At 72.5% G+C, this 26878-nt stretch carries 25 protein-coding genes, 1 tRNA gene and 2 pseudogenes; 11 read left to right on the top strand and 17 right to left on the bottom strand.

Going from position 1 to position 26878, the window contains the following annotated elements; genetic code table 11:
* The coding region (locus tag ABD907_RS13915) for a substrate-binding domain-containing protein (RefSeq protein ID WP_345216854.1) at positions 1-294 on the top strand (294 nt) is incomplete at its 5' end.
* 33 nt (positions 295-327) lie between these two features.
* Here the strand turns inward: ABD907_RS13915 and ABD907_RS21285 are convergent.
* From ABD907_RS21285 to ABD907_RS13890, 5 genes and pseudogenes are all read right to left on the bottom strand, one after another.
* Positions 328-1009, bottom strand: a pseudogene (locus tag ABD907_RS21285) (ATP/GTP-binding protein); the annotation flags it as partial.
* A 207-nt stretch (positions 1010-1216) separates the two neighbouring features.
* A complete protein-coding gene (locus ABD907_RS13905; RefSeq protein ID WP_345216852.1) occupies positions 1217-2368 on the bottom strand; it encodes an ABC transporter ATP-binding protein in 1152 nt (383 codons plus the stop codon).
* Positions 2362-4116, bottom strand: a complete 1755-nt coding sequence (locus ABD907_RS13900) for an ABC transporter permease (protein ID WP_345216851.1) — start codon at positions 4114-4116, stop codon at positions 2362-2364. Before ABD907_RS13900 ends, ABD907_RS13905 begins: the two co-directional genes overlap by 7 nt.
* Positions 4116-5228 carry a thiamine ABC transporter substrate-binding protein gene (locus tag ABD907_RS13895; protein ID WP_345216850.1) on the bottom strand — a complete coding sequence of 371 codons (1113 nt, stop codon included), beginning with the start codon at positions 5226-5228 and terminating at the stop codon, positions 4116-4118. Before ABD907_RS13895 ends, ABD907_RS13900 begins: the two co-directional genes overlap by 1 nt.
* Positions 5229-5547: 319 nt before the next feature.
* Positions 5548-5811: a DUF4235 domain-containing protein gene (locus ABD907_RS13890; RefSeq protein ID WP_345216849.1), complete on the bottom strand. Its 264-nt coding sequence runs from the start codon at positions 5809-5811 to the stop codon at positions 5548-5550.
* A gap of 217 nt (positions 5812-6028) precedes the next feature.
* Between ABD907_RS13890 and ABD907_RS13885 the strand changes: the two genes are divergently transcribed.
* From ABD907_RS13885 to ABD907_RS13865, 5 genes are read left to right on the top strand one after another with little or no spacing between them, the layout of a single operon-like run.
* Positions 6029-6838 (top strand): NUDIX hydrolase, encoded by an 810-nt coding sequence (locus ABD907_RS13885; protein ID WP_345216848.1) that lies wholly within the window; start codon positions 6029-6031, stop codon positions 6836-6838.
* The gene (nadA, locus tag ABD907_RS13880; RefSeq protein ID WP_345216847.1) at positions 6835-8106 is read left to right on the top strand and encodes a quinolinate synthase NadA; all 1272 of its coding nucleotides are present in this window, start codon (positions 6835-6837) and stop codon (positions 8104-8106) included. The genes ABD907_RS13885 and nadA overlap by 4 nt, the downstream gene beginning before the upstream one ends.
* The gene (locus ABD907_RS13875; RefSeq protein ID WP_345216846.1) at positions 8103-9698 is read left to right on the top strand and encodes an L-aspartate oxidase; all 1596 of its coding nucleotides are present in this window, start codon (positions 8103-8105) and stop codon (positions 9696-9698) included. Before nadA ends, ABD907_RS13875 begins: the two co-directional genes overlap by 4 nt.
* Positions 9680-10540 carry a carboxylating nicotinate-nucleotide diphosphorylase gene (gene nadC / locus ABD907_RS13870; RefSeq protein ID WP_345216845.1) on the top strand — a complete coding sequence of 287 codons (861 nt, stop codon included), beginning with the start codon at positions 9680-9682 and terminating at the stop codon, positions 10538-10540. The genes ABD907_RS13875 and nadC overlap by 19 nt, the downstream gene beginning before the upstream one ends.
* Before the next feature lie 5 nt (positions 10541-10545).
* The gene (locus ABD907_RS13865) at positions 10546-11685 is read left to right on the top strand and encodes a cysteine desulfurase family protein (RefSeq protein ID WP_345216844.1); all 1140 of its coding nucleotides are present in this window, start codon (positions 10546-10548) and stop codon (positions 11683-11685) included.
* A 54-nt stretch (positions 11686-11739) separates the two neighbouring features.
* On the opposite strand, the gene mnhG is transcribed toward ABD907_RS13865, so the two are convergent.
* The 8 genes from mnhG to dcd form a co-directional block, all read right to left on the bottom strand.
* On the bottom strand, positions 11740-12186 hold the full coding sequence (gene mnhG, locus ABD907_RS13860; RefSeq protein ID WP_345216843.1) for a monovalent cation/H(+) antiporter subunit G: 447 nt from the start codon (positions 12184-12186) through the stop codon (positions 11740-11742).
* Complete coding sequence (locus tag ABD907_RS13855; protein WP_345216842.1) at positions 12183-12596, bottom strand: MrpF/PhaF family protein; 414 nt, start codon at positions 12594-12596, stop codon at positions 12183-12185. The genes mnhG and ABD907_RS13855 overlap by 4 nt, the downstream gene beginning before the upstream one ends.
* Positions 12593-13210, bottom strand: coding sequence for a Na+/H+ antiporter subunit E (locus ABD907_RS13850; protein ID WP_345216841.1), 618 nt, complete (start codon positions 13208-13210; stop codon positions 12593-12595). Before ABD907_RS13850 ends, ABD907_RS13855 begins: the two co-directional genes overlap by 4 nt.
* The gene (locus ABD907_RS13845) at positions 13207-14766 is read right to left on the bottom strand and encodes a Na+/H+ antiporter subunit D (RefSeq protein WP_345216840.1); all 1560 of its coding nucleotides are present in this window, start codon (positions 14764-14766) and stop codon (positions 13207-13209) included. Before ABD907_RS13845 ends, ABD907_RS13850 begins: the two co-directional genes overlap by 4 nt.
* Entirely contained in the window at positions 14763-15308 is a 546-nt protein-coding gene (locus tag ABD907_RS13840; protein ID WP_345216839.1) for a Na(+)/H(+) antiporter subunit C, read from the bottom strand. The genes ABD907_RS13845 and ABD907_RS13840 overlap by 4 nt, the downstream gene beginning before the upstream one ends.
* The gene (locus ABD907_RS13835; protein ID WP_345216838.1) at positions 15305-18325 is read right to left on the bottom strand and encodes a Na+/H+ antiporter subunit A; all 3021 of its coding nucleotides are present in this window, start codon (positions 18323-18325) and stop codon (positions 15305-15307) included. Before ABD907_RS13835 ends, ABD907_RS13840 begins: the two co-directional genes overlap by 4 nt.
* Positions 18326-18481: 156 nt before the next feature.
* Positions 18482-19393 (bottom strand): hypothetical protein, encoded by a 912-nt coding sequence (locus ABD907_RS13830; protein ID WP_345216837.1) that lies wholly within the window; start codon positions 19391-19393, stop codon positions 18482-18484.
* Positions 19390-19968 carry a dCTP deaminase gene (gene dcd / locus ABD907_RS13825; protein ID WP_345216836.1) on the bottom strand — a complete coding sequence of 193 codons (579 nt, stop codon included), beginning with the start codon at positions 19966-19968 and terminating at the stop codon, positions 19390-19392. The genes ABD907_RS13830 and dcd overlap by 4 nt, the downstream gene beginning before the upstream one ends.
* A gap of 90 nt (positions 19969-20058) precedes the next feature.
* Here dcd and ABD907_RS13820 point away from each other — a divergent pair.
* Positions 20059-20129 (top strand) — tRNA-Gly (locus tag ABD907_RS13820).
* A 128-nt stretch (positions 20130-20257) separates the two neighbouring features.
* Here ABD907_RS13820 and ABD907_RS13815 read toward each other — a convergent pair.
* Positions 20258-20989: a M50 family metallopeptidase gene (locus tag ABD907_RS13815; protein ID WP_345216835.1), complete on the bottom strand. Its 732-nt coding sequence runs from the start codon at positions 20987-20989 to the stop codon at positions 20258-20260.
* 78 nt (positions 20990-21067) lie between these two features.
* Between ABD907_RS13815 and ABD907_RS13810 the strand changes: the two are divergent.
* From ABD907_RS13810 to ABD907_RS13800, 3 genes and pseudogenes are all read left to right on the top strand, one after another.
* Positions 21068-21970 (top strand): annotated as a pseudogene (locus ABD907_RS13810) (LLM class flavin-dependent oxidoreductase).
* A 25-nt stretch (positions 21971-21995) separates the two neighbouring features.
* Positions 21996-22457, top strand: a complete 462-nt coding sequence (locus ABD907_RS13805) for a PPOX class F420-dependent oxidoreductase (protein ID WP_345216834.1) — start codon at positions 21996-21998, stop codon at positions 22455-22457.
* Positions 22454-22927 carry a (deoxy)nucleoside triphosphate pyrophosphohydrolase gene (locus ABD907_RS13800; RefSeq protein WP_345216873.1) on the top strand — a complete coding sequence of 158 codons (474 nt, stop codon included), beginning with the start codon at positions 22454-22456 and terminating at the stop codon, positions 22925-22927. Before ABD907_RS13805 ends, ABD907_RS13800 begins: the two co-directional genes overlap by 4 nt.
* Before the next feature lie 17 nt (positions 22928-22944).
* Here ABD907_RS13800 and ABD907_RS13795 read toward each other — a convergent pair whose 3' ends face one another.
* A complete protein-coding gene (locus ABD907_RS13795; RefSeq protein WP_345216833.1) occupies positions 22945-23700 on the bottom strand; it encodes a variant leucine-rich repeat-containing protein in 756 nt (251 codons plus the stop codon).
* A gap of 153 nt (positions 23701-23853) precedes the next feature.
* Here ABD907_RS13795 and ABD907_RS13790 point away from each other — a divergent pair, with 153 nt between their 5' ends.
* On the top strand, positions 23854-24471 hold the full coding sequence (locus ABD907_RS13790) for a TetR/AcrR family transcriptional regulator (protein ID WP_345216832.1): 618 nt from the start codon (positions 23854-23856) through the stop codon (positions 24469-24471).
* An 81-nt stretch (positions 24472-24552) separates the two neighbouring features.
* Here the strand turns inward: ABD907_RS13790 and ABD907_RS13785 are convergent, their stop codons facing one another.
* Positions 24553-25773: a variant leucine-rich repeat-containing protein gene (locus ABD907_RS13785; protein ID WP_345216831.1), complete on the bottom strand. Its 1221-nt coding sequence runs from the start codon at positions 25771-25773 to the stop codon at positions 24553-24555.
* 148 nt (positions 25774-25921) lie between these two features.
* A complete protein-coding gene (locus ABD907_RS13780) occupies positions 25922-26617 on the bottom strand; it encodes a variant leucine-rich repeat-containing protein (RefSeq protein ID WP_345216830.1) in 696 nt (231 codons plus the stop codon).
* Between the last annotated feature and the right edge of the window lie 261 nt (positions 26618-26878).

The following is a 26878-nucleotide window of genomic DNA, read 5'->3' as shown; positions in this document are numbered from 1 at the left end:
ACGGTCGCCTTCGTGGAGGACCCCCATCAGGCTCTCGAGATCTACGCGCTCGCCGCTCACGACGGAATCGAGATCCCCGCTGACCTCTCCCTGGTGACCCTGGCCGACCCGGGGGCTGCCAACACACGGGATCTGACTCGCGTGAGCCCGCCCCGCTCCCAACTCGGTGCCGAGGCGCTCACTCTCCTGGGTCGGCTCCTGGACCCGACCCTCGAGGTCAGCGCCGAGGACCGCCGACTGACCCTGCCCTGCACGCTCGTGAGCGGAACCACGCTCGCGCGACCGATTCCCTGACCCAGGAGGACGTTTGATGACGCCCGGCGCGTTCGCCCTGGGGTCGTGCGCGGTGATCGAGGCGCGCACGGCGTCGGCGTGCGGGCCACTCATCCATGGCCGTGTGCGAATCAGCGCCGGCCGCGAGCCCGACGCGAGGACGAGGGCGCGACCCTTGGGCATGGCGGCGAGGTCGGCAACGTCGAGGACCGGCTCGCGCTGGAGCTGACGCGCCTCATCCTCGACCTCGGCCGCCTTCTTCTCATGGCCGGCCGCTCGGAGGCCGGCGGCCTCTCCCGCCTCGCCGGGATCGAGGACGTTCATGTACCCGCGACCACCCCGAGGGAGATCACTTGGCCCCGCGACGTTCGATCAGGTCGATGTAGTCGGGCTTCAGATCGCCCAGGACCAGTGGCATCACTCCACGTGACGCCAGGCCAAGGATCATCCGGCGCACGCACGTGGACTTCCCGACACCCGGGATGGACAGGAACCAGACCGAGGGGTTGTTGATGATGCCGTGCTGGAACCAGGTGATGGGATTAGCGGCGACGGTGGCGCCGCCGGGATGGCGGCGTCCCAGCGGGGCGCCCAGTAGCGGTGTGCCCGCGCCGGCAGAGAACGGCCACAGTCCGCAGACCTGCACCGTCGTCGCTCGCCACTGGTCCGGCGCCTCGACGTAGTCCGCGCGACCCCGGCCACGACCGAACCAGCCACGCAGCGGTGCCCGGCTCGGCGCGGCGGAGTTCGTCTACTCCTGGCCGCGTCTTGCTCATAGCGCGTCCTTCATCGGTTGCGGTACTCGCCGATGGCGAGACGGGGTCAGTCCGAGCGGCAGCGCTGCCGCGAACGCGGCATCGGGCGAGCCGTACGACGGGCGCAGGCGCAGCCGTTACGTGCTCGTCATGTGTCCCACAGCGGTCTCGCGTCAGTTTGAGATCGCTCACCTGCGGGGGACGACGACCGTGGCAGTCGGGTCGAGCCGGACCTCGATCCGGTCGGGGATCTCGGTGGCGCCGCTGGCGACGGCGGTGGCGACCTGCCCGTCGGGGAGCGTGACGTCCACCTCGGTGCGGCCGCGCACAAAACGGCTCGCGACGACGGGAACGACGGGTCCAGCCTCAGCCCGGAGACGGATTGAGTCGTCATCGGCTACTGGGTCAACCGATGACGAGTCGGTGAACTGCTGACGACTCACGCGCGGGGTGGTGACGTGGAGCGCACCCGGACCGAGCCCGACCAGCGCGCCGTCCCCGGATGAGAGTGTTGATCTGGTTGCTATAGCGACAGGATCAACACTCTCGTCGCCGGGTGAGCGGTGCCCGAGCGGGACCTCGCCGAGGACGGTGCGGGCCACCTTGCCGGTGAGCTCGGCCGGCAGGAACGGGCCGTAGCCCAGGAACGCGGCAACCTCCCGACTTGCCGGCGCGCGCCAGAGGCGCGCCGGGGTGTCGACCTGGACGAGGTGGCCCCCGCCGAGGACGGCGACGCGGTCGGCGACGGTGAAGGCCTCGTCGTGGTCGTGCGTCACGTACAGCGCCGTGGTGCCGGTGGCGCGCAGGACGTCGTGCAGCTCGCCGGTGAGCCGCTCGCGCAGACTGCGGTCCAGCGCGGAGAGCGGCTCGTCGAGCAGCAGCAGACGCGGTTCGGGGGCGAGGGACCGGGCGAGGGCCACCCGCTGGGCCTGCCCGCCCGAGAGCGTGCTGACCGCGCGCGGACCGAACCCCTCGAGGCCGACCAGCGCGAGCAGCTCGGTCACCCGGGCCTCGCGCCGCTGCCTCGGCTGCCCGGCGAGCCCGTAGCCGACGTTGCCGGCCACGCTGCGGTGCGGGAAGAGCTGCGCGTCCTGGAACAGCAGGCCGAAGCCGCGCCGGTGCACGGGCACGTCGCCGACGTCCCGCCCGTCCCAGGCGACCGAGCCGCCGGCGAGGCGTTCGAGCCCGGCGACGGCGCGCAGCAGCGAGGACTTGCCCGACCCCGACGGACCGAGGAGGGCCAGCACCTCGCCGGCGGTCACGTCGAGGTCCACTCGGTCGACCGCCGTCGTCGGGCCGTAGCGGACGACGAGGTCCCGCACCGTCAGGCCGCTCACCACTGGCTCGCCTCCTTCGTCCGCATCCGCTCGGCCAGTCCCATCACGGTCGCCGTCAGGGTCGCGAGGACCACCGCGGCGGCCATCGCCATCCCGTAGTTCTCCGCGCCCGGCCGGCCGATCAGCCGGAAGATGACCACCGGGAGCGTGGGCCGGTCGGGCCGGGCGAGGAACGACGTCGCCCCGAACTCCCCCAGGGAGACGGCGAAGGCGAAGCCGACGGCCAGGCCGAGGCCGCGAACGAGGAAGGGGCCGTCCACCGTGGCGAGCACACGCCCGGGCGTCGCGCCGAGCGTCGCGGCGGCCTCACGCAGCCGCGGGTCGATGGCCCGCAGCACCGGCAGCAGGGTGCGCACGACCAGCGGGATCGCGACGACGGCCTGCGCGATCGGGACGAGCACCGGGGAGGTGCGCAGGTCCAGCGGTGGCTCGTCGAGCGTGATGAGGAACCCGAAGCCGACGGTCACCGCGGAGACTCCGAGCGGAAGCATGAACGCCGCGTCGAAGAAGTTCACCGCGCGCCGGGCGAGGCGCCCGCGCGGCCGGCGGGAGACGACCAGCGCCACGAGGGAGCCGACCACGACGGCCAGCACGGTGGCGTCGACGGCTGCTCGCAGCGAGTTGATGGTGGCCTCCCACACGGTCACCGTCAACGCGTTGGGTCCGCCGGTGGTGCCGAGGTTGACGTAGTTGGCGAACCCCCAGCCGTCCGGGGTCTGCAGGGAGCGGAGCACCAGCCCGGCGAGCGGGGACAGCAGCAGGCCGAGCACGACGGCGGCGGTCACCACGGCGGGGAGCAGGTCCGGCCCCGGGCCCACCGTCCGCCGAACAAGCCCTCGCTGCTCGTCCACGGGCGCGGACGAGGAGTTCGGGCTTGTTCGGCGGGAGGTCCGGGTCAGCAGGCGCAGCGGCTGGCCGGCCTGCTCGTCGGTGCGCAGCCGTAGGGCACGCTCCTGGCGCGTCCGGTTCCGGCTCGCGATGAGTAGCGCCGCCACCACCACGACCAGCTGCACCACGGACAGCACGGCTGCGGCCCGCAGATCGAGGAACTGGGTGGTCTGGATCCAGATCTCGGTCTCGACGGTGCCGTAGCGGATGCCACCGAGGACGAGGACGACCCCGAACGCCGTCGCGCAGAACAGGAACACCACGGACGCCGCCGAGGCGATCGCCGGTCCGAGCGCCGGCAGCGTCACGGTGCGGAACGCCCGCGTCGGAGAGGCTCCGAGCGCGCGGGCGGCCTGTGCCGCCCGCGGGTCCAGGCGCGCCCACATGCCCCCGACCGTGCGCACCACCACGGTGTAGTTGAAGAAGACCAGTGCCAGGACGATGGCGACGAATGTGCCGTCCAGGCCGAGGAAGCCCAGCGGCCCGCCGTCGGCGAGGAGGGCGCGGAACGCGACCCCGACGACGACGGTGGGCAGCACGAACGGCACGGTCACGAACGCCCGGACCAGGCGTTGGCCGGGGAACCGGCAACGGTAGAGCACGTAGGCACCGGGGACCCCGAGCAGGACCGCCAGGGTCGTGCCGAGCGTCGACTGCGCCAGGGTCAGGCCGACGATCCGCCACGTCCGCTGCCTCGAGAAGACGTCGGCGAACCCGGTGAGGTCGAGCGCGCCGTCGGGGAAGAAGCCGCGCCCGACCAAGGTGAGCACCGGCCACGCGAAGAAGATGCCGAGGAAGACCAGCGGGACCGCCGCTGCGCCGGCCCACGCGAGCCGGCGACCGGTCGCGGACAGGCGGTCCATCAGCCGATCACGATCTCCGTCCAGGTGGCGATCCAGTCCTCACGGTTCGCGTCGATCCTGGCCGGATCGAGCGTGACAGGGTCCTCGGCCAGCGGCGCGTGCCGGGCCCACGCCTCGGGAAGCTCGACCGAGTCGTCCACCGGGTACATGTACATCTGGGTGGGGATCTCCGCCTGGACCTCCGGGGAGAGCAGGAAGTCGACGAATGCCTGCGCCCCCTCGACGTTGTCGGCGCCGGCGAGCACCCCGGCGTACTCGACCTGCCGGAAGCAGGTCTCGAGCAGCGCGCCCGTCCGCGGCTCGTCGCCGCCCTCCGGGACCTCCGCGGCGGGGGAGGAGGCGTAGGACAGCACGATCGGGCGCGGTCCGGCGCCCTCGGAGCCGGAGAAGTCCACGTAGTAGGCGTCGGACCAGCCGTCGACCACCTTCACGCCGTTGTCGGCGAGGTCCGCCCAGTAGTCCTGCCAACCGTCCTCGCCGAACTCACCGATGGTGGCGAGCAGGAAGGACAGCCCGGGCGAGGAGGTGGCCGGGTTCGTGACGACGGTGAGGTCCCGGTAGGCCGGTTCGGTGAGTTCCTGGAGGGTGGTGGGCTCGGCGACGTCGTGCTCGTCGAACCACTGGTGGTCCACGTTGAGACACACGTCCCCGAAGTCGATCGGGGTGAGGGCCTCACCGAGGTCGTGCTGGTCGGCGGAGGCCGGTTGGTTCTCCGGCGTGTAGGGATCCAGCACCCCGGCGTCCACGGCCCGGGCGGCGAACGCGTTGTCGATGCCGTAGACGACGTCGCCGAGCGGGGAGTCGGTGGTCAGGACGAGCTGGTTGACCAGGGCACCCGCGTCGCCGGGGGCGACCCTCTCGAGGGTGTAGCCGGTGTCGGCCTCGAAAGAGGCGAGCAGCTCGTCGCTGAGGGCGAAGGAGTCGTGGGTGACGACGGTCAGCGTGCCACCGTCTGCCTGCTCGTTGCCGCCGTTCGTGGGCGACCCACCGCCGCCGTCTTCGCCGCCGACGAGGGTGCAGCCGGCGAGCGCGAGGGCGGCGATCGTGACGACCGACGCACGGGCATGGTGCCTGGGCGCGAGGTGATTGCTCCTGGTGGTGGTCCTGCTCATGTGTGTCCTCCCTTGCAGGAGGGCCCGCGAGCGCACATCCGCTCGCAGGGAGAGACGTCCCGACTTCCTTCGCCGGTGCTAACCGGTGCAGGTTCGAGGGTCTGCGGCTGGCCGCACTCTCAGCGCGCGTGGCGCTCCCCTGTCGTGTGCCGCGACACTAGCACCAGCGCGGGGGGCCTCGGGTCGGCGAACTTCGGCGAACTCCTTCCCGAGCCGGCGGGCCAGCTGGCGTGCGGAGACCTCAGTCATCCCGGGGTGACGCTAGGTCCACCGGGTGAACGGCGTCCGGAGGGCGACAGGTCCGGCGGTGCGCCGTGGCTCAGATCTTCTTGATGGGTTTGTCGACCGGGCCGCCGTACCACTTGGTCGCACCGCGCAGCGCGAAGTGCCGGGCGACACCGAGCAGGGCGCCGGAGACGACGGTGAAGGCGAGAACCTCCCACCACTCGACCTCGGGGTCGTCCTCGTCGACGGGCGGCTCGTGACCGGTGGCGGCGCGCCACCCGGCGGTGACCACCTTGGTCGTCACCATCGTGGCCCCGATCGTCGCGACGGTGCTGACGAGCTTCCAACCGATGTCCATGCGATCTCCAAATCCGTGGCGACGGCGTCCGGTCACGGGCCGGCGAGAGGCCCCGCGAGTACCGATGATGCCGGACCGCGCCGTCCAGCGCGATGCCGCCGCTCGAGGACCACCGCGGGCACTGCCACCAGCACCACGACACACGCCGGTTGACCGGCCGCCACCCGCACCCTTAAAGTCATCGTGACTTTTACTCCCGGTTCTGGCAGGTGGTTGGGTGACGCGCCCCGCTCTCAACGTGAGCGAGCGGTTGACCGCGCCGCCGGTCGTCGCCGTCTCCACGGTGATCTTCGCGCTCCAGCCCCCGGTCGGGCAGCCCACCGGCGCGGACGCGTCCACGGGCACCTCCAGCCTGTGGCTGCCCCTGGTGCGCCGCACCCGCGAGCCGTTCCGCGACGCCTGGGCGCTGCCCGGCGGCCCGCTGGCGTGGGACCAGTCCCTCGACGAGACCGCGCGCTCGACGCTGCACGCGGCGACCGGCCTGGCGCCGCGGTACCTCGAGCAGCTGTACACGTTCGGCGGGACGGAGCGCAGCGCCTCCGACCTGCGCGTCGTCACCGTCGCCTACTGGGCACTCATCGCCCTGGCCAACCGCACCCCGCTCTCCCCCATCGAGAACGTGGCCTGGTTCCCCGCCGACTCCCTGCCGCTGCTCGCGTTCGACCATGCGGACATCGTCACCGTCGCGCAGAACCGGCTGCGGGCCAAGGCCGGCTACGCCGACGTCGCCGTGCGCTTCCTCGGCGAGGAGTTCACGCTCAGCGAGCTGCGCCGCGTCCACGACGCGGTCCTCGGCACGCGGAGCGACCCCGCCAACTTCCGACGCCGGATGCTCGGTTCCGGTCGCCTGGAGCCCACCGGCGCGACCCGCCGTGAGGGGCCCCATCGACCCGCACGCTGCTACCGGTTCGTCGAGCCTGCCGGGAGCGACCTGCTCGAGCGACCCGCGCACGAGCTCTCCGACGAACCCCCGGGCCCATCCCCCGACCACTCCCCCACCACCGACCGGAAGCGGGACCCAGCATGACAACACCAGCCACCCTGACGGCACTGCCCCTGATCCCGCCCGCCGCGTCCGGGACGTGCGACACCGACCTCGCGCTCGATCCCTGGACCATCGACACCCGGCCCGGCTACGGTCCCGGCGCGAGCGCCGACGACACCATCCCCGCACACGCTCCCCGGCAGGGCACGCTGCCCGAGGAGTACAAGCGCCTCAGCGAGGCCGAGCTGAACGAGCGGATCGTCGCGGCGAAGCGGACGCTGGGCGAGCGCGTCGTGGTGCTCGGGCACTTCTACCAGCGGGACGAGGTCGTCCGGCACGCCGACTTCGTCGGCGACTCCTTCCAGCTGGCTAGCGCCGCCACCCAGCGGCCCGATGCCGAGGCGATCGTCTTCTGCGGCGTGCACTTCATGGCCGAGACGGCCGACGTGCTCTCCGGCGAGGACCAGCGGGTGATCCTGCCCAACCTGGCCGCCGGCTGCTCGATGGCCGACATGGCCACGATCGAGGACGTCGAGGACGCCTGGGCACAGCTCGAGGCGGTCTACGGCACCGAACCGGACGCCGATGGCCTTGTTCCCGTCCTGCCGGTCACGTACATGAACTCGTCCGCCGCCATCAAGGCCTTCTGCGGCCACCACGGCGGCATCGTCTGCACCTCCTCCAACGCCCGCACGGTGCTCGAGTGGGCCTTCGCCCGGGCACGGCGCGTCATCTTCTTCCCCGACCAGCACCTCGGCCGCAACACCGCCCGCGCCATGGGCGTGCCGCTGGAGGCCATGCCGCTGTGGAACCCGCGCAAGCGGCTCGGCGGCAGCGACGAGCAGCAGCTGCACGACGCCCGCGTGATCCTCTGGCAGGGGTTCTGCTCGGTGCACAAGCGCTTCACCGTCGACCAGATCGAGCAGGCGCGGGCCGAGCACCCCGGCGTGCGGATCATCGTCCATCCCGAGTGCCCGATGGAGGTGGTCGACGCCGCCGACGAGTCCGGCTCCACCGACTACATCACCAAGGCCATCGCGGCGGCCGAGCCCGGCACCACCTTCGGGATCGGCACCGAGATCAACCTCGTGCGCCGGCTCGCGGCCCAGCACCCGGAGCACACCATCTTCTGCCTCGACCCGGTCGTGTGCCCCTGCTCGACGATGTACCGCATCCATCCCGGCTACCTCGCCTGGGTGCTCGAACGGCTCGTCGCGGGTGAGACGGTGAACCAGATCCGCGTGGCCCCCGACGTGCAGGACGGCTCGCATCTGGCGCTCGAGCGCATGCTCGCCGCGACGCCGAGATGAGCGCCAGGAACGGGACCGTCGCAGTGGTCGGCGGCGGCGTCGCCGGGGCGAGCGCGGCACTCGCGGCGGCCGCCGCGGGCGCCGACGTCGTCCTCCTCACCGCGACGACGCTGCTCGACTCCGCGACCGCGTGCGCCCAGGGCGGCGTCGCGGCGGCGATCTGGCCGGACGACAGCCCGGAGCGGCACGCCCGCGACACGATCGCCGCCGGGGCAGGGCTCTGTGACCCGGCGGCGGTCGAGGTCCTGACCCGCGAGGGCGCGGAGGCCGTGCGGGCCCTGGTCGCCGCCGGCGCTGAGTTCGACCGCACGGACGACGGCGATCTGGCCCGAGGCCTGGAGGCCGCCCACTCGCTGCCCCGCATCCTGCATGCCGGTGGTGACGCCAGCGGCCTGCGGCTCGCGGAGTTCCTCGCCGGCCGGCTCGCGGATTCCGCGGTCGACGTGCGCGAGGGCGCGCGGATGCGGGATCTCGTCCGCCGTGACGGCACGGTCACCGGTGTCCGGCTCGACGACGCCACGGCCGGCGGCGCAGTGGTCGATGCCGACGCGGTCGTCCTGGCCACCGGCGGGCTCGGCCGGCTCTACCCGGCCACCTCCAACCCGGCCGGCGCGCTCGGTGACGGCATCCTCGCCGCCTGGCGCGCCGGCGCGGTCCTGGCCGACCTCGAGTTCGTCCAGTTCCATCCCACGACGACGCCGGACGGTCTATTGGTCTCCGAGGCCGTCCGCGGCGCCGGCGCCGTGCTGCGCGACGAGCGCGGGCGCCGGTACCTGACCGACGTCGACCCGCGCGCCGAGCTGGCGCCCCGCGACGTCGTGGCGGCGGCGACGGCGACAGTGATCCGGGAGCAGGCCGGCCGGCCCGCGTACCTCGACGCGACGGGACTGGCGGTCTCGGGCGTCGAGCTCGCCGCCCGCTTCCCGACGATCCACCGTGGTCTGGCGGCGAGAGGCATCGACTGGCGCACCGAGCCGGTGCCCGTCGCGCCGGCCGCACACTTCGCGATGGGCGGTGTCCGCACCGACCTGGACGGCCGCACGAACGTCCCCCGGCTGCTCGCCGCGGGCGAGTGCGCGCGCACCGGCGTGCACGGCGCCAACCGGTTGGCCAGCAACAGTCTTCTCGAAGGCCTGGTCTTCGGCGCCCGGGCCGGACGCGCCGCTGCACGACCCGCCCGCGACGCGCCGGTGTGGGACGCCACCGAGGTCGACGACGCCGCGTTCGACGGACCCGGTGCCGGGTCGGGCGGCGGGTCAGGCCGGGCCCTCGCCGCGCTCGAGCGAGCCACGGCGGCACAGCGCCTCGCCGCGGTCCAGGCCGCCCTGCGCGACGGCGTCGGCGTCGAACGCGACGCCGACGGCCTGCGCGCCGCCGTCGCCCGCCTGGACCGGATCTCCCTGGGCCGCGACGCCGCCGCCGAGCGGGCGGCGCTCGCCCGGCTCGTCGCGATCGCCGCGGACCACCGCACCGAGTCCCGCGGCGCCCACCGGCGCCGGGACCATCCGGACACCGACGTCACGCTCGCCACGCCGCACGCGGTCGTGCGCGGACGCACCAACCAGGGAGCCGCATGCTCACCCGCCGCCTGATCACCGACGCCGTCGCGACCGCCCTCGCCGAGGACGCACCCTGGGGCGACGTCACGGCCGAGTACGTCCTGCCGGCCGACGCGACCGCCGCGGCGGCACTCGTCGCCCGCGCGGACGGGGTCTTCTGCGGCGCGGACGTGGTCGTGGAGACGTTCCGGCAGGTCGATCCGCGCACCCAGGTCGTCCTCGAGGCCCTCGACGGCGAGACGGTGGCTGCCGGGCAGCGGCTCGCCTCCGTCCGCGGCCCGGCGCGCGGGATGCTCACCGCCGAGCGCGTCGCCCTGAACTTCGCGCAGCGGATGAGCGGGATCGCCACCCTCACCTCCCGTTACGTCCAGGCGGTCGCGGGCACCGCCGCCCGGATCGTCGACACCCGCAAGACCACGCCGGGCCTGCGGGCGCTGGAGAAGCACGCCGTGGTCGCCGGCGGCGGAGCGAACCACCGGTTCGGGCTCTCGGACGCCGTCATGCTCAAGGACAACCACCTCGCCGTGCTGCAGGACGGCGGGACAGACCTGGTCGAGGCACTGCGAGCGCTGCGGCGCCGGCTCGGCCATACCGTCCACCTGGAGGTCGAGATCGACCGCCTCGACCAGCTCGACGCCGCGCTCGAGGGGGGCGCGGACACGATCATGCTCGACAACTTCAGCGTCGAGGACCTCACGGAGGGCGTGCGCCGCGTCGGCGGCCGTGCGGTGGTCGAGGCGAGCGGCGGTGTCGACCTGACGACGGTCGCCGGGATCGCCCGCACGGGCGTGGACGTCATCTCGGCCGGTGCCCTCACCCACAGCGTCACCGCCCTCGACCTCGCGCTCGACGTCGTGCTCGCCCCGCGGAGCTGACACCGGTGCCCTATCTCGATCACGCCGCCACGGCCCCCGTCCGTCCGGACGTGCTGCGCGCCATGTGGCCGCATCTGGCCGGCGGGCCCGCGAACCCGTCGAGCCGCCACGAGCCGGGCCGCACCGCGGCCGCTGCGCTGGCCTGGGCGCGCGAGCAGATCGCCGCCTCGCTCGGTGCCCGGGCATCCGACGTCATCCTGACCGCCGGCGGGACCGAGGCCGACAACCTCGCCGTCAAGGGCATCGCGCTCGCGGCGCCCCGGGGACGGCGGATCGTCACGAGCCCCACCGAGCACCCGGCCGTGCTCGAGTCCTGCCGGGCGCTCGCACGCCTCGGCGGGTTCGCCGTCGAGCTGTTGCCCGTCGACGGTGCCGGGCGTGTGCATCCCGACGACGTCGCGGCGGCCGTCGACGCCGACACCACCCTGGTCACGATCGCCGTCGCGAGCAGCGAGCTCGGCACGGTCCAGCCGATCGCACAGATCGCGGCAATCGCCCGCGCGGGAGGCGTACCGATGCACACCGACGCCGTGCAGGCCGCGGGCGCACTGCCGCTGTCGATGGCCGAGCTCGGTGTCGACGCGATGTCCGTCGCCGGGCACAAGGTCGGGGCACCGACCGGTGCCGGAGCGCTCCTCGCCCGCCGGTCACTGCCGCTGGAACCGCTGCTGCACGGCGGCGGCCAGCAGGACGGCCGCCGCTCGGGCACCGAGGACGTCGCCGCCGCCGTCGGGCTCGCCGTCGCGCTGCGGCTCGCGACCGACGGGCTCGAGGACAGGGCCGCGGCGCTCGCGCGCCGCCGTGGCCGAGTGGCGGCGGCCGTGGCCGAGCGGCTGCCGTCCACGATCCTCGTCGGCGACCCCGTGGACCGGCTGCCGGGGCACCTGTCCTGGCTGATTCCGGGCGTGACGAGCGAGGCCGTGCTGCTGCGGCTCGACGAGCGCGGCGTGCAGGTCTCGAGCGGGACGGCGTGTGCGGCGGGCGAGGACGAGCCGGCTGAGGCGCTGCTCGCCTGCGGCATCGAGCCCGACCTGGCGCGGACGCAGGTGCGTGCCTCCTTCGGGGCGGAGACCACGGACGATGATCTCGACGCGTTCGTCGACGAGCTGGCGGCCGCCCTGGAATCCCTCATGCCGACCGTCTGACGCGTCCGGCCCCGGCCGAGCAAGGCCTAAGTTGCCGGTGCGGCCGATGAGTGGTCAGGGCTTGTTCGGCGGGGGGCGGGAGTCGTCGAAGTCGTCGCGCGTCGCCCGGTCGCCGAGCAGGCGACGTACGTCCTCCTCGCTCAGCTGCGCGGCAGCTTCAAGGTCCTCGGTGAGCTCGTCCACCTCGAGCCGGGCCGCATCGATCGCCTTCGTGCGGTAGCCGGCCCGCCCGACCATGTGCGCCGAGATCGGTGCGGTGACCATCTGGCCGGCGACCACCAGAACCAAGGTCCACACGACGATGGGGTTGCGCACCGAGAGCGCGAGCCCACCCATGAGCAGCAGCAGACCCAGCGTCTGCGGCTTGGTGGCCGCGTGCATTCGCGAGAGCAGGTCGGGCAGGCGCACCACACCGATCGCGGCGACGAGGGTGAGGAGGGAACCGAGCAGCAGCAGTACGGCGCCCGTGACGTCGGCGACGTCGGTCCAGGAGATGGTCACCGGCCACCCCCCGCGGCGTCGGCGTCGTCCGAGGGTGCGTCGGGGTCGTGCACGGGGGCGTCGGCATCGGCGAGGGCCTGCTGGGCGGCCAGTGCCCGGGCGACCTCCTCCTTGCTGAGGATGCGGGCCTCCTCGGGAGCCTCGACGGCAGCGAAGCGGGCGAGCGCCACGGAACCGACGAAACCCACCACGGCGAGCACGGCGAGCACCGGAACCAGGTCCGTGCGGCCCGTGCGGGCGGTCATGAGCGCGCAGCCTCCGAGCACGGTGACGGTGACCACATCGAGCGAGGCGACACGGTCGAACATCGTCGGGCCCTTCTCCATCCGCACGAGCGCGACCAGCACGGCGACGCCGAGGAGGCTGAAGGAGACGACGAGCACGACGTCCACGAACGTGGAGAGGATCACGAGCGACCCCTCTCCTCGTCGGGGAGGGCGGCCCGCCGGGCGGCCCGGAGCATCGAGCGGGTCCGGAGACCGGCGTCGGCCATCTGCTCGTCGGATGCGAGCGCGCGCAGCACCCGCTCCTCCTGATCGAGGACGATGCGCTGCGCACCTTCCGGTCCGCCGTACATGTCGAGATCGAAGACGTGCACGTACAGCGTTCCGGTGAGCCGGTGCGCCTCGACGACGATCGATCCGGGGACGAGCGACGTCAGCGCTGCCGTGATGGTGAGGAGCACGTCCGAGTGCGAGCGCAGCCGTACCCGAACCACGCCGCCGTGTGGACGGCGGCCCCACAGGACCATGGCGGCTATCTGCAACGATGCCTGTGTCAGATCGACCAGGAGCTTGGCGGCGAGCCGGATCAGGCCCCACGGGCGGATCCGGCCCCCGTAGGGCACACCAGGCAGCGGTGCCACCGTGGTGACCAGCACGGCGATACCCACGCCGACCACGAGGTTCGCGACTGTCAGGTCGCCCCAGAGCAGGACCCACACGGCGGTGAGCCACGCAACCATCAGTGCCGACGCGCGGAGGTTGCGCGGGCGCCGGGCGGTGGTCGCCGTCGGCTCGCTCATCCTTCCTCCTCAGGCTGGCCGCGCTGGCCGTCGTCGCTGACCTGGTCGGACACGCCGGTGCCCCGCCCGCCCTCGGGCAGGACGGAGTTGATGTACGGCGTCCGGGCGCGCAGATCCGTGGCGGCACTGTTGGTGTAGCCGTAGAGAGGTCCGGCTGCCACGGCCAGGAAGAGGGAGAACGCCACCAGGGCGGCCGCCGGGCCGACGAGCCCCGGCGGGGTCCGGGCGGACGGCAGCTGCTCCGGTGCTTCCTGCCAGAAGGCCATGTTCCACGCCTTGGCGATGGCGTAGAGCGTCAGCAGAGAGGTGAGCAGCCCTCCGGCGATGAGCGCGTAGGAAAGGCCTCCGCCGTCCGCCGCGGCCGCCTCCACGAGGCCGGCCTTGCCGAGGAACCCGCTCATCGGAGGGATGCCCGCCAGGTTCATCGCCGGCACGAAGAACAGCAGCGCGAGGAGCGGCGAGAGACGGGCCAGGGAACCGAGCCGGACGAGGGAGGTGGTGCCGCCACGCCGCTCGATCAAGCCGGCCACGAGGAACAGCGAGGTCTGCACGGTGATGTGGTGGACGACGTAGAAGATCGCTGCCGACAGGCCGGCGACCGAGGCCATGGCCACACCCCACACCATGAAGCCGATGTGGCTCACCAGGGTGAAGGACAGCATGCGCTTGATGTCGTCCTGCGCGACCGCCCCTAGGATGCCGATGATCATCGTCGCCAGCGCGGCCACCATCAGCAGGTGGTCGAGCCGGCCGTCGGGGAACAGCAGCACCTGCGTTCGGATGATCGCGTACACGCCGACCTTGGTCAGCAGTCCGGCGAAGACGGCGGTGACCGGCGCCGGCGCGGTCGGGTACGCGTCCGGCAGCCAGGCGGACAGCGGGAAGACGGCCGCCTTGATACCGAACGCCACCAGCAGCATGACCTGGAGGGCGAGCTGTGTGCCGGGATCGATGTCCGGCAGGCGGAGCGCCAGCTGGGCGAGATTGAGCGTGCCCGTGGCGGCGTAGACGAGCGCGATCCCGATGAGGAAGATGATCGAGCCGAGGAGGGAGACGACGACGTAGATGGTTCCCGCCCGGATGCGGTCGCGCGACCCGCCGAGCGTGATGAGCACGAAGCTGGCGGCGAGCAGGACCTCGAACCCGACGTAGAGGTTGAACAGGTCACCGGAGAGGAACGACGTAGACACGCCCGCGGACAGCACGAGGAAGGTCGGGTGGTAGACGGCCAGCGGGGCGCCGTCGTCACCGTCGGCCAGGCCCTGGGCGAGGGAGTACAGGAGGACGGCGAGCGTCACGGCGACGGACACGACGAGCAGCAGCGCGCTCAGCCGGTCCACGACGAGCGAGATGCCCACCGGTGCTGCCCACCCGCCGACGTCCATGACGATCGGGCCGGCGTCGACGAGGACCAGCATCGTCACGGCGGCGACCAGCACGACGGTGAGTGCCGTCAGGGACACGATCCGCTGCACCGCGGGGTAGCGGGCGAGGGCGAGGGCGAAGCCCGCCCCGATGAGCGGCAGGACGACGGGGACGGCGACGAGCCAGTTCACGACTTGGCCTCCTCGTCGTCGGCGGTCAGCGCGGGGGCATGGTGACCGGTGCCGGCACGGGCGCGGGCGTCGTCGTTCTCGATCTCGTCGCGGGCGGTCGCGGCGTCCTCGGCCAGGGTGGTGCCGGCATCGTCCGTGGCCCGTTCGGAGCGCTCGTCCCGCGCGGCACGCCGAGCGATGCGGCGGTCCTCGAGGTCGTCCTGGACCTCGTCGTGGCCGTTGAGCTGCCAGGACCGGTAGGCCATCGCGAGAAGGAACGCCGTCATGCCGAGAGTGATCACGATGGCGGTGAGGATCATGGCCTGCGGCAGCGGGTCGGACATCTCCGCAGGGTCGCTCTCGCCGAGGATCGGTGCGCCGCCGGCGCGACCACCGGCGACGAGCAGAAGCACGTTGACGCCGTTGGACAGCAGCGCGATGCCCACGACCACCCGGGTCAGGGACCGCTCGAGCAACAGGTAGACACCGGTCCCGGCGAGCACGCCGGCGAGCAGGATCAGCGCCAGGCTGGGCGACATGTCGAGTGCCGTGCCGGGACTCATCGGACCGCCTCCCCTGCCGTGCCCCGGCTGCGCACGTGGACGGCGTCCTCACGCACGGGCTGGGGGCTGTCGAAGGCCACGTCGGGGGCCTGGTTGCCCTCGATCTCGCCGTGCCGGTCCACCTCGGCGCCGAGCGAGCGCAAGATGTCGAGCACCAGCCCGATCACGACGAGATAGACGCCGATGTCGAAGAACAACGCGGTCGCGAGGTGGACGTCGCCGAAGACAGGCAGGTGCACGTCGAGGATCGTCGACTGCAGCACCGTGCCGCCGAACAGCAACGGCACCGCACCCACGCCCGCGGAGAGGAAGAGCCCGGTGCCGAGCAGGTGGCCCGGATGCAGCGGCACGGCCTCCCCGAGCTCCTGCCGTCCGCCGGCGAGATAACGGACCACGAGCGCGATCCCCGCGATGAGGCCGCCGGCGAACCCGCCACCCGGTGCGTTGTGGCCCGAGAACAGCAGGAACAGCGAGAACACCAGGAGGGTGTGGAAGACGATGCGGGCGCCGATCTCCAGAATCACCGAACGGCGCCGCGGCTCGATGCCGCCGGCACCCTGGAGCCACCTGCGGCCCCTGCCCGGGCTGCGCACACCGCGCGGCGGGTCGAGCATGATGCCGTGGCGCAGCCGGGCGGCCAGGTCGTCGGGGGTGCCGGCGGCGCTGCTGGCCGGTTGCACGTCGGTGGCGCGGTCGATGCGGCCCACCCGCATGCGCAGGAAGACGAGGGACGCCACCCCGGTCGCGGCCACGAGCAGGACGGAGATCTCGCCCATGGTGTCCCACGCCCGGATGTCCACGAGCGCGACGTTGACGATGTTCTTGCCGTACCCGTACTGGTACGCCTCGTCCGGGTAGTCGGCAGCGACACTCTGGTGCATGCGCGAGCCGGTCGCCATGACCCCGAGCAGGATGACGGTCACGCCGACGGCGAGACCGAGGAAGGCGCGCCACCACCGGGACCTGGCCAGCGGGCGGTTCGAGAAGTAGGCGGGCAACCGGCGCAGGACGAGCACGAAGACCACCAGCGTGACGGTCTCGACGAGGACCTGGGTGAGCGCGAGATCGGGAGCTCCGTGCAGCGCGAACAGGAGCGCCACGCCGTACCCGGCGACGCCGAGGAGCAGGATGGCCTTGAGCCGCCGCCGGGCGCGAGTGACCAGCAGGGCGGCCGCGGCCACCACGACGGCGACGACACCCTGGGCGGGCGTGTCCCACGGCCGCAGCCTCTCCGGCCAACCGGCTTCGTCGACCGTGGCTGCGCCGAGCGAGACCGTCACCGCGGTGACCAGGATGATCGAGAGGTATGCCGGCAGCGAGCCGCGCTGGGTGAGCGCGGTGACGTCGGCGGCGAGGTTGTCCACGGCGCGCAGCGTGGCGCGGTAGAGGCCCTCGGTGCCGTCGGTGTCTCTGAAGGCACGCTGGAACCGCTCGACGGCGCGGCGGCCGGCGAACATGGCGGTGCCGAGGACCAGCACGGTCACCGTGATCAGCAGCGGTACGCCGAAGCCGCCCCACAGAGTCAGGTGCCCGGCCTCGCCGGGGTAGGCGTCGGCGTGGGGGGCCAGCACCGACTCGACGGCGGTCGGCGCCAGCCCGAGCAGCACACCGAGCACGGACAGGACCACGGGTGAGGCCATGATGAGCCTCGAGGTGCGCTGCGCCGTCGGCTCGGTCACGCCGTCCTTCCGGCAGAACGCCCCCCACCAGAACCGCAGCCCGTACGCCAGGGTCAGCACCGAACCGGCGGCGACGGCGACGAGCGTGAGGATGTCCGCCGGGCCGCCGAGGTGGACGAGGGCCTCGAGTGCCGCTTCCTTGGCCACGTAGCCCAGTGCGGGCGGCAGGCCGACCATCGAGGCGAGGGCGAGCGCGCCGACGGTCGCGGCCACGGGCATCCGGCGGCCGAGCCCGGACAGCTTCCGCAGGTCCCGGGTGCCGACGGTCCAGTCGACGACGGCGACGAGGAGGAACAGCGCGGCCTTGAAGAGCGCGTGGGCGAGGAGCAACGCGAGGCCGGCGAGGGCGACGGCGCGGTCGCCGTGGCCGACGAGCACCGTGATGAGCCCGAGCTGGGAAACGGTGCCGAACGCGAGGACGAGCTTGAGGTCGTGCTGGCGCAGCGCCCGGTAGCCACCGACGAGCATCGTCAACAGGCCGAGACCGAGCACGGACCAGCGCCAGAGATCCGCCGCGGCGGTGTGGCCGGCCAGACCCGGAGCGAGCCGCGCGACGAGGTAGACGCCGGCCTTGACCATCGCGGCGGCGTGCAGGTACGCGCTGACCGGGGTGGGCGCCGCCATGGCCGCCGGCAACCAGAACGAGAACGGCACGAGCGCCGACTTGGTCAACGCGCCGAGCAAGATGGCGGCGACGGCGACCGGTACCAACGCCGGCGGCGCGCCGGCACCCAGCTCGCCGGAGGCGGCGGAGGAGACCAGCTCGCTGATCCGGTAGGAGCCGCCCTCGACCTCGCCGAGCACCACGAGGCCACCGAGCATGGCGAGGCCGCCGAAGGTGGTCACCATGATCGCCTGCTGCGCGGCGCGGCGTGAGGACTGGCGGTCGTGGTGGTGGCCGATGAGCAGGTAGGAGAAGACCGTGGTCAGCTCCCAGAAGACGTACAGCAGGAGGCTGTTGTCGGTCAGGACCAGGCCGAGCATGGCCCCGGCGAAGGCGAGGAACAGCCCCGCGAAGCGGCCGAGCGCCGTGGCGGTGGAGGAGAAGTAGGCGGCGCAGGCGACGAGCACGAGCGCCCCGACCCCGCCGACGACGAGCGTCATGAGCCAGGACAGCGCGTCGAGCCGGAACGCCAGCTCGAGGTGCAGGGTCGGCACCCAAGCCACGGTCTGGCTCGGCGGGTCACCGGCCAGCATCTGCGGTGTCCTCGTCGCCGCCCAGACCGCGGCGGCAGCCGGGACCGCGGCGAGGACCAGGAAGGCGCGGCGGCCCAGGCGGCCGACGATCGCGGGCGCGGCGAGGGCCGCCACCAGGTGGATCGTCAGCAGCTGCAGCACGGGCCGCTCCAGGGCTCGGTCGCGGTCAGGTCGCTCCGCGCGTCCGCCAGAGGGTAGGGGGCGTCAGAGCACCGACGGCGCGTGCGGGGGATCGTTGCGGATTTTACCAAAGCGTGACTGACCTGCGGTGAGCGGTCCACCGTGACGCCTGCGGGGTCACCTGCGCAGGTCCGCGGGGTCGACCAGGAAGCCGTCGTCGTCGCACACGGCGCCGTCGACAGCGTCGTAGATCGCGGCCGCGGTCCGTTCGATCAGCTCCCCGGCGCGGGCCCGCGCCTCGCGCTGCGCCAGCGGCGGCCGGTAGGCGAAGGCCGTCTCGGGATGCGCGGGACGCCAGCGAACCTCGTACGCGACGACGCCGCGGCGTGCCCACGGCTCGTCGCGCAGCACCAGCGGCGGGTGAGCGGTGCCGGTGACGGTCACGTCGACGAGGTCCTCGCCGATGGCGGAGGCGATCCCGTACGTCTCCAGCTCCTCGACGCCCTCGGGCAGGTCATCGAGCGGGTTCCGTGGTTCTGGCAACGTGGCGCGCAGCACCTGCAGGCAGGCGTCGGGCTCGAGCCAGACCGGCGCGTGGACGGTCAGGTCGGTCGCAGACTCCGGGTCGAGGACGACGACGGCGCCCGAGCCGGCCAGCCGCAGCGCTCCGCCGAGGCGGCGACCGACGGCCCGCAAGTGATCGATGGACTCCTGCTCGACGCCGATGGGCACGCCGTCGAGAAAGGCGTCCAGCACAGGGTCGACGCCGGCGAGCTCCGCGGGGAGAGGATGGCCACGCTGGACCGGGCACCGCAGCAGGTACGCCTGGGCCGCCCAGCCGGGCAGGTCGAAGACGGAGCGCAGGTCGCTGCCGACCGACCAGGGCCCGGTCAGGTGCACACCGGGCAGGAGCCGGAGGTCGGACTCTCCCACCGAGCCGGCGCTGTCGCTGCGGGAGGCGACCAGGCTCTCGACCTCGTCGGGCGCGATGTCCGAGGCCAGGACCAGGAGGTGGTGCGGCTCGGCCAGCGTGCGGACGAGCCGGCGGGCGGAATCGGGGCCCCCGTGGGGCGGGCTGCGGTCAGTCACTTCACCGGGGCGCGGGTGAAGTTGACGTGGGAGCGGGACGCCGTCGGACCCCGCTGGCCCTGGTACCGCGAACCCGTCGCGCCCGAGCCGTACGGGCGCTCGGCGGCCGACGTCAGGCGGAAGAAGCACAGCTGGCCGATCTTCATCCCGGGCCAGAGCATGATCGGCATGGTGGCCGTGTTCGACAGCTCGAGCGTGACGTGCCCGGTGAAACCCGGATCGATGAACCCGGCCGTGGAATGGGTCAGCAGGCCGAGCCGGCCGAGGGAGGACTTGCCCTCCAGGCGTGCCGCGACGTCGTCCGGGAGGGTCACCTGCTCGTAGGAGGCGCCCAGGACGAACTCGCCGGGGTGCAGCACGAGCGGCTCGTCGGGTCCGGCGTCGACCAGGCGCGTCAGGTCGGGCTGGTTCTGAGCGGGGTCGATGACGGGGTACCGGTGGTTGTCGAAGAGCCGGAAGTAGCGGTCGAGGCGCACGTCCAGGCTGGCGGGCTGGATCATCTCCGGCTCATAGGGGTCGAGCCGCACGCGCCCGGCGTCGATCTCGGCGCGGATGTCACGGTCGGAGAGCAGCACGCGCCCATCTTGCCATCGCCCGTCGGGGACGCTGCTTGTTCGCAGAGCCTCCGGCTGGATGGGTATAGTGGCCGGGCGCTACGGCGCGCTGCGGGTGTAGTTCAATGGTAGAACTTCAGCTTCCCAAGCTGATAACGCGGGTTCGATTCCCGTCACCCGCTCAGGTGCGAAGGCCGGCCCCTACGGGGCCGGCCTGCTGCTTCTCAGGCCACGACCCTGCCGCGAACGACGGTGTGGACGGGGAGTCGCCGGGAGTCAGCAGGCAACCGGGCCCGCGAGGCCCCGCTCGTCACATCCCCAGAGCCGCCCGCGCCGGCCCAACCGCGTTCCACGTCGCCGCAACGAGGACGACGGCGAAGCTCAGCACCCACAACCACGCCGGCACGCGGGTGAGACGGGCCAGTGCTCCCGCGTCCGAGCCGGCGGACGGGCCCGTCACCAGGGCAGCCAGATGGCGCCACGCTCCGACCAGCAGGAACAACCCGATCCCAAGCAGCGCAGCCGCCTGCAGGTCCGCCGAGCCCCACCACCACAGTGCGCTCGTACCGGTGGTTACAACGAGCATGACGACGGCGCTGTACAGCGAGCGGACGCGGATCAGCGAGACGATCAGCACGGCGGCGGCCGCGCCGAGCACGGGACCGGACCAGCCCGTACCCGCCGCCCGGACCAGCAGAGCCCCGAGGACCGCCGGCGCCGGGTAGCCCGCCCAGGTCGAGAGGACCCGACCCGCTCCACGCGCGGGCCCGACCGTCACGGCGTGCCCGGACATGTCTGCCCGCAGCACGAGTCCGGTGAAGCGACGACCGAGCAGCACGCCGACGAGCCCGTGGCCGAGCTCGTGCACGACCGTGACACCCACGCGAAGCGCCCGCCACAGGGTCGGCACGACGACAGCGACCAGCACGGCGAACGCCACCACGGCGAGCACGGCATCGTCCGGACGCGGCACGCTGCCGGGCTGCAGCTTGACCCACGCCTGGCCGAACCAGGTGGCCGCGCCGTCGATGAAGTCCTCCATCCGGTCATCCTCTCGCGGCCGGCTGAGAACCCATGCTCCCGGAAGGCGAGCGGCGCGAGCTGCCTCTACACAGGTGATGTGACCACCTACGGATTCCACGCCTCGCACGAGCAGACCGCACCGAGCCGGCTCCTCGCGGACGTGCAGGCCGCCGAGCGGGCCGGGTTCGACGCCGCCATGTCCTCGGACCACATCACGCCGTGGGGCGAGCGCCAGGGTCACTCGGGGTTCGCGTTCTCCTGGCTCGGTGCCGCGCTGGCGACCACGTCCTTCCCGATCGGATCGGTCAACGCCCCCGGTCAGCGCTACCACCCGACGCTGGTCGCCCAGGCGACGACAACCCCCGCCGAGATGTTCCCCGACCGGGACTGGGTGGCGCTCGGCTCCGGGCAGGCGATGAACGAGCACGTCACGGGTGAGCCGTGGCCCGTCACGGAGACTCGGGTGCGCCGCCTCGAGGAGTGCGTGGACGTCGTCCGTGTCTACGACCGCCCGGTCGAGCCCGTCCCGCTGCTGGCCTGCGCCATCACCCCACCGACCGCGGCGTGAACCGCCGCCTGGGCCGACGGGCTCATCACGCTAAACCAGCCTCACGAGAAGCTCAAGGACGTGAGCGCCGCCTACCGCGACGAGGGCGGACGTGGGCGCCTCGCCCTCCAGCTGCACCTCTCGTGGGCGCCGACCGACGAGGAGGCCGGGGCGATCGCACACGACCAGTGGCGCACCAACGTCTTCGCGGAACCGCTGAGCCTCGACCTGCCCACGCCGGAGCACTACGACATCGCGGCGAGCGACGTCACGCTGGCCACTGTCGAGCAGTCGGTGCGCATCTCCGCCGACCCCGTTCAGCACGTCGACTGGATCCGCGAGTACGCCGAGCTGGGCTTCGACGAGATCTACCTCCATCACGTCGGCCAGGAGCAGGGGCCCTGGCTCGACGTGGCCGCGACCGAGGTCCTGCCTGCCCTCCGCGAGGGCTGACACGCCCTCGACTACGCTGACGGACATGGCCAGGACGATCGCGACGACGACGACCGCCACGCGCGCCGAGATGGAGGACTTCGTCCGGCCGCGCCACCACGCGGTGCTGCTCGCCCACCGAGCGAGCGGCGGGGCGCAGATGAGCCCGGTGACGTGCGGCCTTGACGAGGCCGGCCGTGTCGTCATCTCGACCTACCCGGAGCGCGCCAAGGCGACGAACCTCCGGAAGGATCCGAGCGCCTCGCTGTGCGTCCTGTCCGACGACTTCGGCGGCCCGTGGATCCAGCTCGACGGCACGGCGGAGGTTCTCGATCTGCCGGAGGCGCTCGAGCCGCTCGTGGACTACTTCCGCTGCATCTCCGGCGAGCACCCCGACTGGGACGAGTACCGCCAGGCGATGGTGGACCAGGGCAAGTCCCTGATCCGGGTCACGGTCGAACGGTGGGGACCGATCGCCACCGGCGGGTTCCCGGCCCGCCTCGCGTGACCTCCCCGCGGGCGAGCGAGCGGCGACTGGTCGCTGCCGCCGCCGTCGTCGACTCGCTCGACGCGCCGACGGCGATCCTCTGTGCCCGCCGGTCCGCGCCCGAGGCGCTCGCCGGCAGGTGGGAGCTTCCCGGTGGGAAGGTCGAGCCCGGCGAGTCGGCCGAGGAGGCCCTCCACCGGGAGCTCGCCGAAGAGCTCGGTGCCCGGGTTCGCCTCGGTCCCGTGATCCCCGCGGACGACGGCGGCGATTGGCCGATCCTGCACCATCTTCGGATGCGGGTGTGGATGGCGGAGCTCGTCGCCGGATCGCCGAAGCCCCTGCAGGACCATGACGAGCTCGCGTGGATCGCGCCCGCGGACCTCCAGGATCTCGACTGGCTGGATCCCGACCGTCCGATCGCACGCGCGCTCCAGGCGGCGACGATTCCTCAGGACCGCACCGGCACCGGCGCGTACGGCTCTCCCGCCTGATTCTCGTCCCCGCCGGCTCACATGATGTCTTCGCACCAGTCGTCGGTACCAGGGAACCGACCACCGCAGTCGGCCCCGAACTGCTTGTACTCCGAGCCCTCGGGCGCCTGCTTGTACAGATCGTCACAGGCCACCGCTTCACCTTCCTCGCAGGCGTCCCAGAGGACGTCGAGCTGGGCGTCGTCGCCGTAGCCGTCCTGCCCGTTCAGCCCGGAGATGAGGTTCCCCAGCACGATGGCGCCGATCACCACGACGACGACGGCGGCGCCGCCGACGATCCACTTGACCGGGCTCCTCTTGACCGGCCCGGGGTCCCAGGGCGCGGTCGGACCATAGCCAGTTGGACCATACGGGTTGGGCTGCCCGTAGAGCTGGTCGGGTTGCTGGGGTTGCTGCGGTGGCGGACCGTACGGGTTCGGCTGGCCGTAGCCCGGCGGCTGGGGCTGGGGTTGCTGACCGTAGGGATTCGGCAGCGCACTGCCGGGGGTCTGTGCCCAGGAGTGTGCCGGACCGGCGCCCGGGTCCTCCGCCCGTGCCGCGAATGGCTCTGCAGGGTTCGCGGGGTACGACCGGGCGCTTCGGCGTCGCAGTGCTGCGTTGATCGCGACGTCACCGAGCCCGCTGAGCCACTGAGCGACCGAGTCCGGCGTCGACGGGTTGGCGGCAACGAGGGCGCGCAGGTCCGGACGTTGCTGGGCGATCTGACCCAGCACCTCGGGTGCGGTGCCCGGGTTGCTGGCGTGGAATGCGGAGAACTGCTCCGGCGTGCTCATGCTCCGTGCCCCTCGTGATCGATGCCGACATGGGAGGTTAAGTCATTCTGGCCTTCCCGACCGATGGGGAGCAGTGCCCACGAGCTCTCCCTCAGAGCAGTCGGATTTCACGACGGTTCGGTCACCCTCGTCAGCAAGTGGCATGATTCGTCCATGCCCAAGATCCTCGGGAGCTCGCTGGCCGAGCACCGTGAGCGCACACGCGACGCCTTGTTCGCGGCGCTCTCCTCACTCATGAGTGAACGTGGCTTCGACGCGATCTCCCTGGCGGACATCGCGGCCCGGGCCGGCATCGGCCGGACCGCCGTCTACAACCACTTTCCGGACAAGGAGACGCTGCTCCTGGCCTTCATCGAGCACGAGACCGCTGCGTACCTCGCCGGGCTGCAGGATTCGCTCGCCCAGGTCTCGGCTCCTGTGGAGCAGCTCCGGGTCTACGTCCGCCAGCAGCTCTCGCTGGCGCCGTCGTACCACTTCGCGCCCGGACCCGATCTGCGGCAGGTGGTCTCGCACGAAGGACTGCGGAACCTGCGGGCGCACGTGGCTGAGGTGGAGTCGCTGCTGCGTGACATCCTCACCCGTGCCATCGAGGCTGGTGACATCCCGGAGCAGGACCTCGACGCCGTCGTGCCGCTCGTGCACTCCTGCCTGAGCGGTCGTCCCGCGCCGCTGGAGGAACCCGAGCGTTCGGCCTTTGCCGAGACCACCGAGGCCTTCGTGCTGCGGGCCGTCGGCGCCTCGGCAGCAGTGGAACCCGCCCCCGTCGCCTGAGCGCGGAGGTCGTGCACCGACCAGAGAAGGGCCCCGCCCTGCCGTCTCGGCAGGGCAGGTCAAGTCACGTCGCCGAAGCTTTCACTCGATGTCGACGCACATCTCGGTGGTTCCCGTGTGCCGTCCGCCGCAGCTGGCGCCGAACGCCTCGTACTCGGAGCCGATCGGAGACTGGAGATACAGCTCGTCGCAGGCCTGTGCGTCGCCCTGCTCGCACTCGTCCCACAGGGCGTCCAGCTGCGGGTCGTCACCATAGGTCTGGGGCTCGCCGCCCGAGCCACCCTCCTCCGTGGGCTCTTCGGTAGCCGGCGCCTCGGACGTCGGAGCTTCCGGGGTCGGGTCGGTCGCCGGACCAGCCGCCGGGTCGGTCTCGCTGTCCTGGTAGCCGAGGACGAGCGCGACCACGACGGCGATCACCACGACGACGGCGATGCCGCCGCCGATAATCCACTTCAGGGCGCCGCTGCCCGACGCCTCGTTCGCCGCCCAAGGGCTGGCGCCGGCGGGCTGACCGTACTGCTGGCCGTACGGGTTCTGGACGGGCTGGGCGTACGGGTTCTGCGTGGGGGGCGGACCGTACGGGGCCTGGCCCGGCTGGCCGTACGGGGCCTGGCCCGGCTGGCCGTACGGGGCCTGGCCCGGCTGGGCAGACTGCTGCTGACCGTAGGGATCCCGACCCGGCCCGTACTGCTGCTGAGCGTGAGGGTCGTAGCCGCTCTGCGGGCCCGCCTGCTGGTCTCCGTACCAGGAGCTCTGGGGGTCCTGGTACGGGTAGCCGAGCTGCCCTTGCGGCGTGGCGCCGTACGGCGGCTGCCCGCCTGGCTGACCGTAGCCCGGCTGGTCCCACTGCGGCCGGCCCTGCTGGTCCCACTGCGGCACCGGGGCGGAGCTGGATGCGGACGGAGCAGCGAAGGGCTCACCGAGCGCGCCCTGCGAAGCACCCCATCCGGCGTCGTGGCTCGCCGCCTCGGCGCCCTCGCCGGCGTCTCCTTCGACGCGCGGATCGCTCGGGCCCTCCGCCGCAGCGGGGGAGCTTTCAGGGCTCGGCGGCGGCTCCTCGGCGGGAGCGCCGGTGTCCGACGGCCGAACATCCTCGACGGCGCCTGGCCGGTTCCGTAGCGCGGAATCAACCCCTGGATCACCGAGGGCGCCGAGGTTCTGCACCACGTAGTCCGGCGTCGACGGGTTGCCGGCGACCAAAGCCCGCAGGTCCGGCCGGGTCTCGGCGATCTGGGCCAGCACCTCCGGGGGTGTCGCCGGATTGCCGGCCTCGTACGCCGAGAACTGGGCTGGGCTGGTCATCGTCTTTTCCCCAATCGCTGACAGTCTTCGGCGAGACTAGATCACACACTCGGCTCAGGACGCACCGAGAGGTCTGCCACCCGCCGACCTCGACGGTAGGGGGCGATCGCGGCTTCGGCCGATGGGGAGGACTACCCGGTGCCTTCCCTCACAAGACGCCGGAACAGACGTCGCTCGCGAGGAGCCCTTCCGCTGCTCGTCCCCCGCAGGTCCACCCGAACTGCTCGTACTCGGAGTCCACCGGCGCGGAGCCGTACAGGTCCACGCAGGCGCCGGGATCGCCCCCGTCGCACGCCTCCCAGAGCTCGTCGAGGCGACGGTCCTCACCGTAGGTGAACGGCGCGTCCTCCGATCGATGGAGCGGGGCGCCGTTGCGTTCTGTCGCCGGCTCGTACTTCGGACCGGGTGAGGCACCGTCCGGGAGGAGCAGGACGATCAGGAGGACGCCGACGACCACGGCGGTCGCCGCCATCGATACGGCCGCCCGGGACAGCGCACGTCCCCTGCGCGACTGCGGCGCCTCCTCCACGGCCGGCGTCGCCGCCACCGGCATGAGCAAGGCCCAGTCCAACGGTGCGTCCGCGCACGGCGGCACTGGCGATTCGGGCGCCCGCTCGTGCGCGCCGTCGACCGAGCGCGTCAGCGGCGGTCGTCCGCTCAGCGCTGCATCGACACCGACGTCGCCGAGGCGGCGCAACCACTCCAGCACGGGTTCTTCCGTCGCCGGGTTGCCGGCGACGAGGGCACGGAGGTCGGGGCGATCACCGGCGATCCGGGCGAGGACCTCCGGCGGTGTGCTCGGGTCGTGCGCCTGCCGGGCGGTGAACGGCATCGACCTGGTCATCTGCTGCGTCAAGTCTCAGATCACGTCCGCGCACGCCTCGCCGGAACCCTCCCGGACTCGGCCACTGGAGGCGAACAGGACGACAGGTAGCCGGGCGCACCGATGCGCCGTGGTTCCTGCTGCTCCCCAGTCATCCTGCTCCCCCGGTGTCTCAGGGGAACGCTATGGCAGGGGCGACGGTCTGCCGATGGGGAGATCTCCCCGCCGGCGGGCCGAGGACGACCAGCGTCCCTCCGGCACGGTCACCCGTCACCTGTTCTG

Source organism: Georgenia halophila (genome assembly GCF_039541595.1).
The sequence above is the reverse complement of the archived record's forward strand: the minus strand, read 5'-3'. Positions and strand labels throughout refer to the sequence as shown.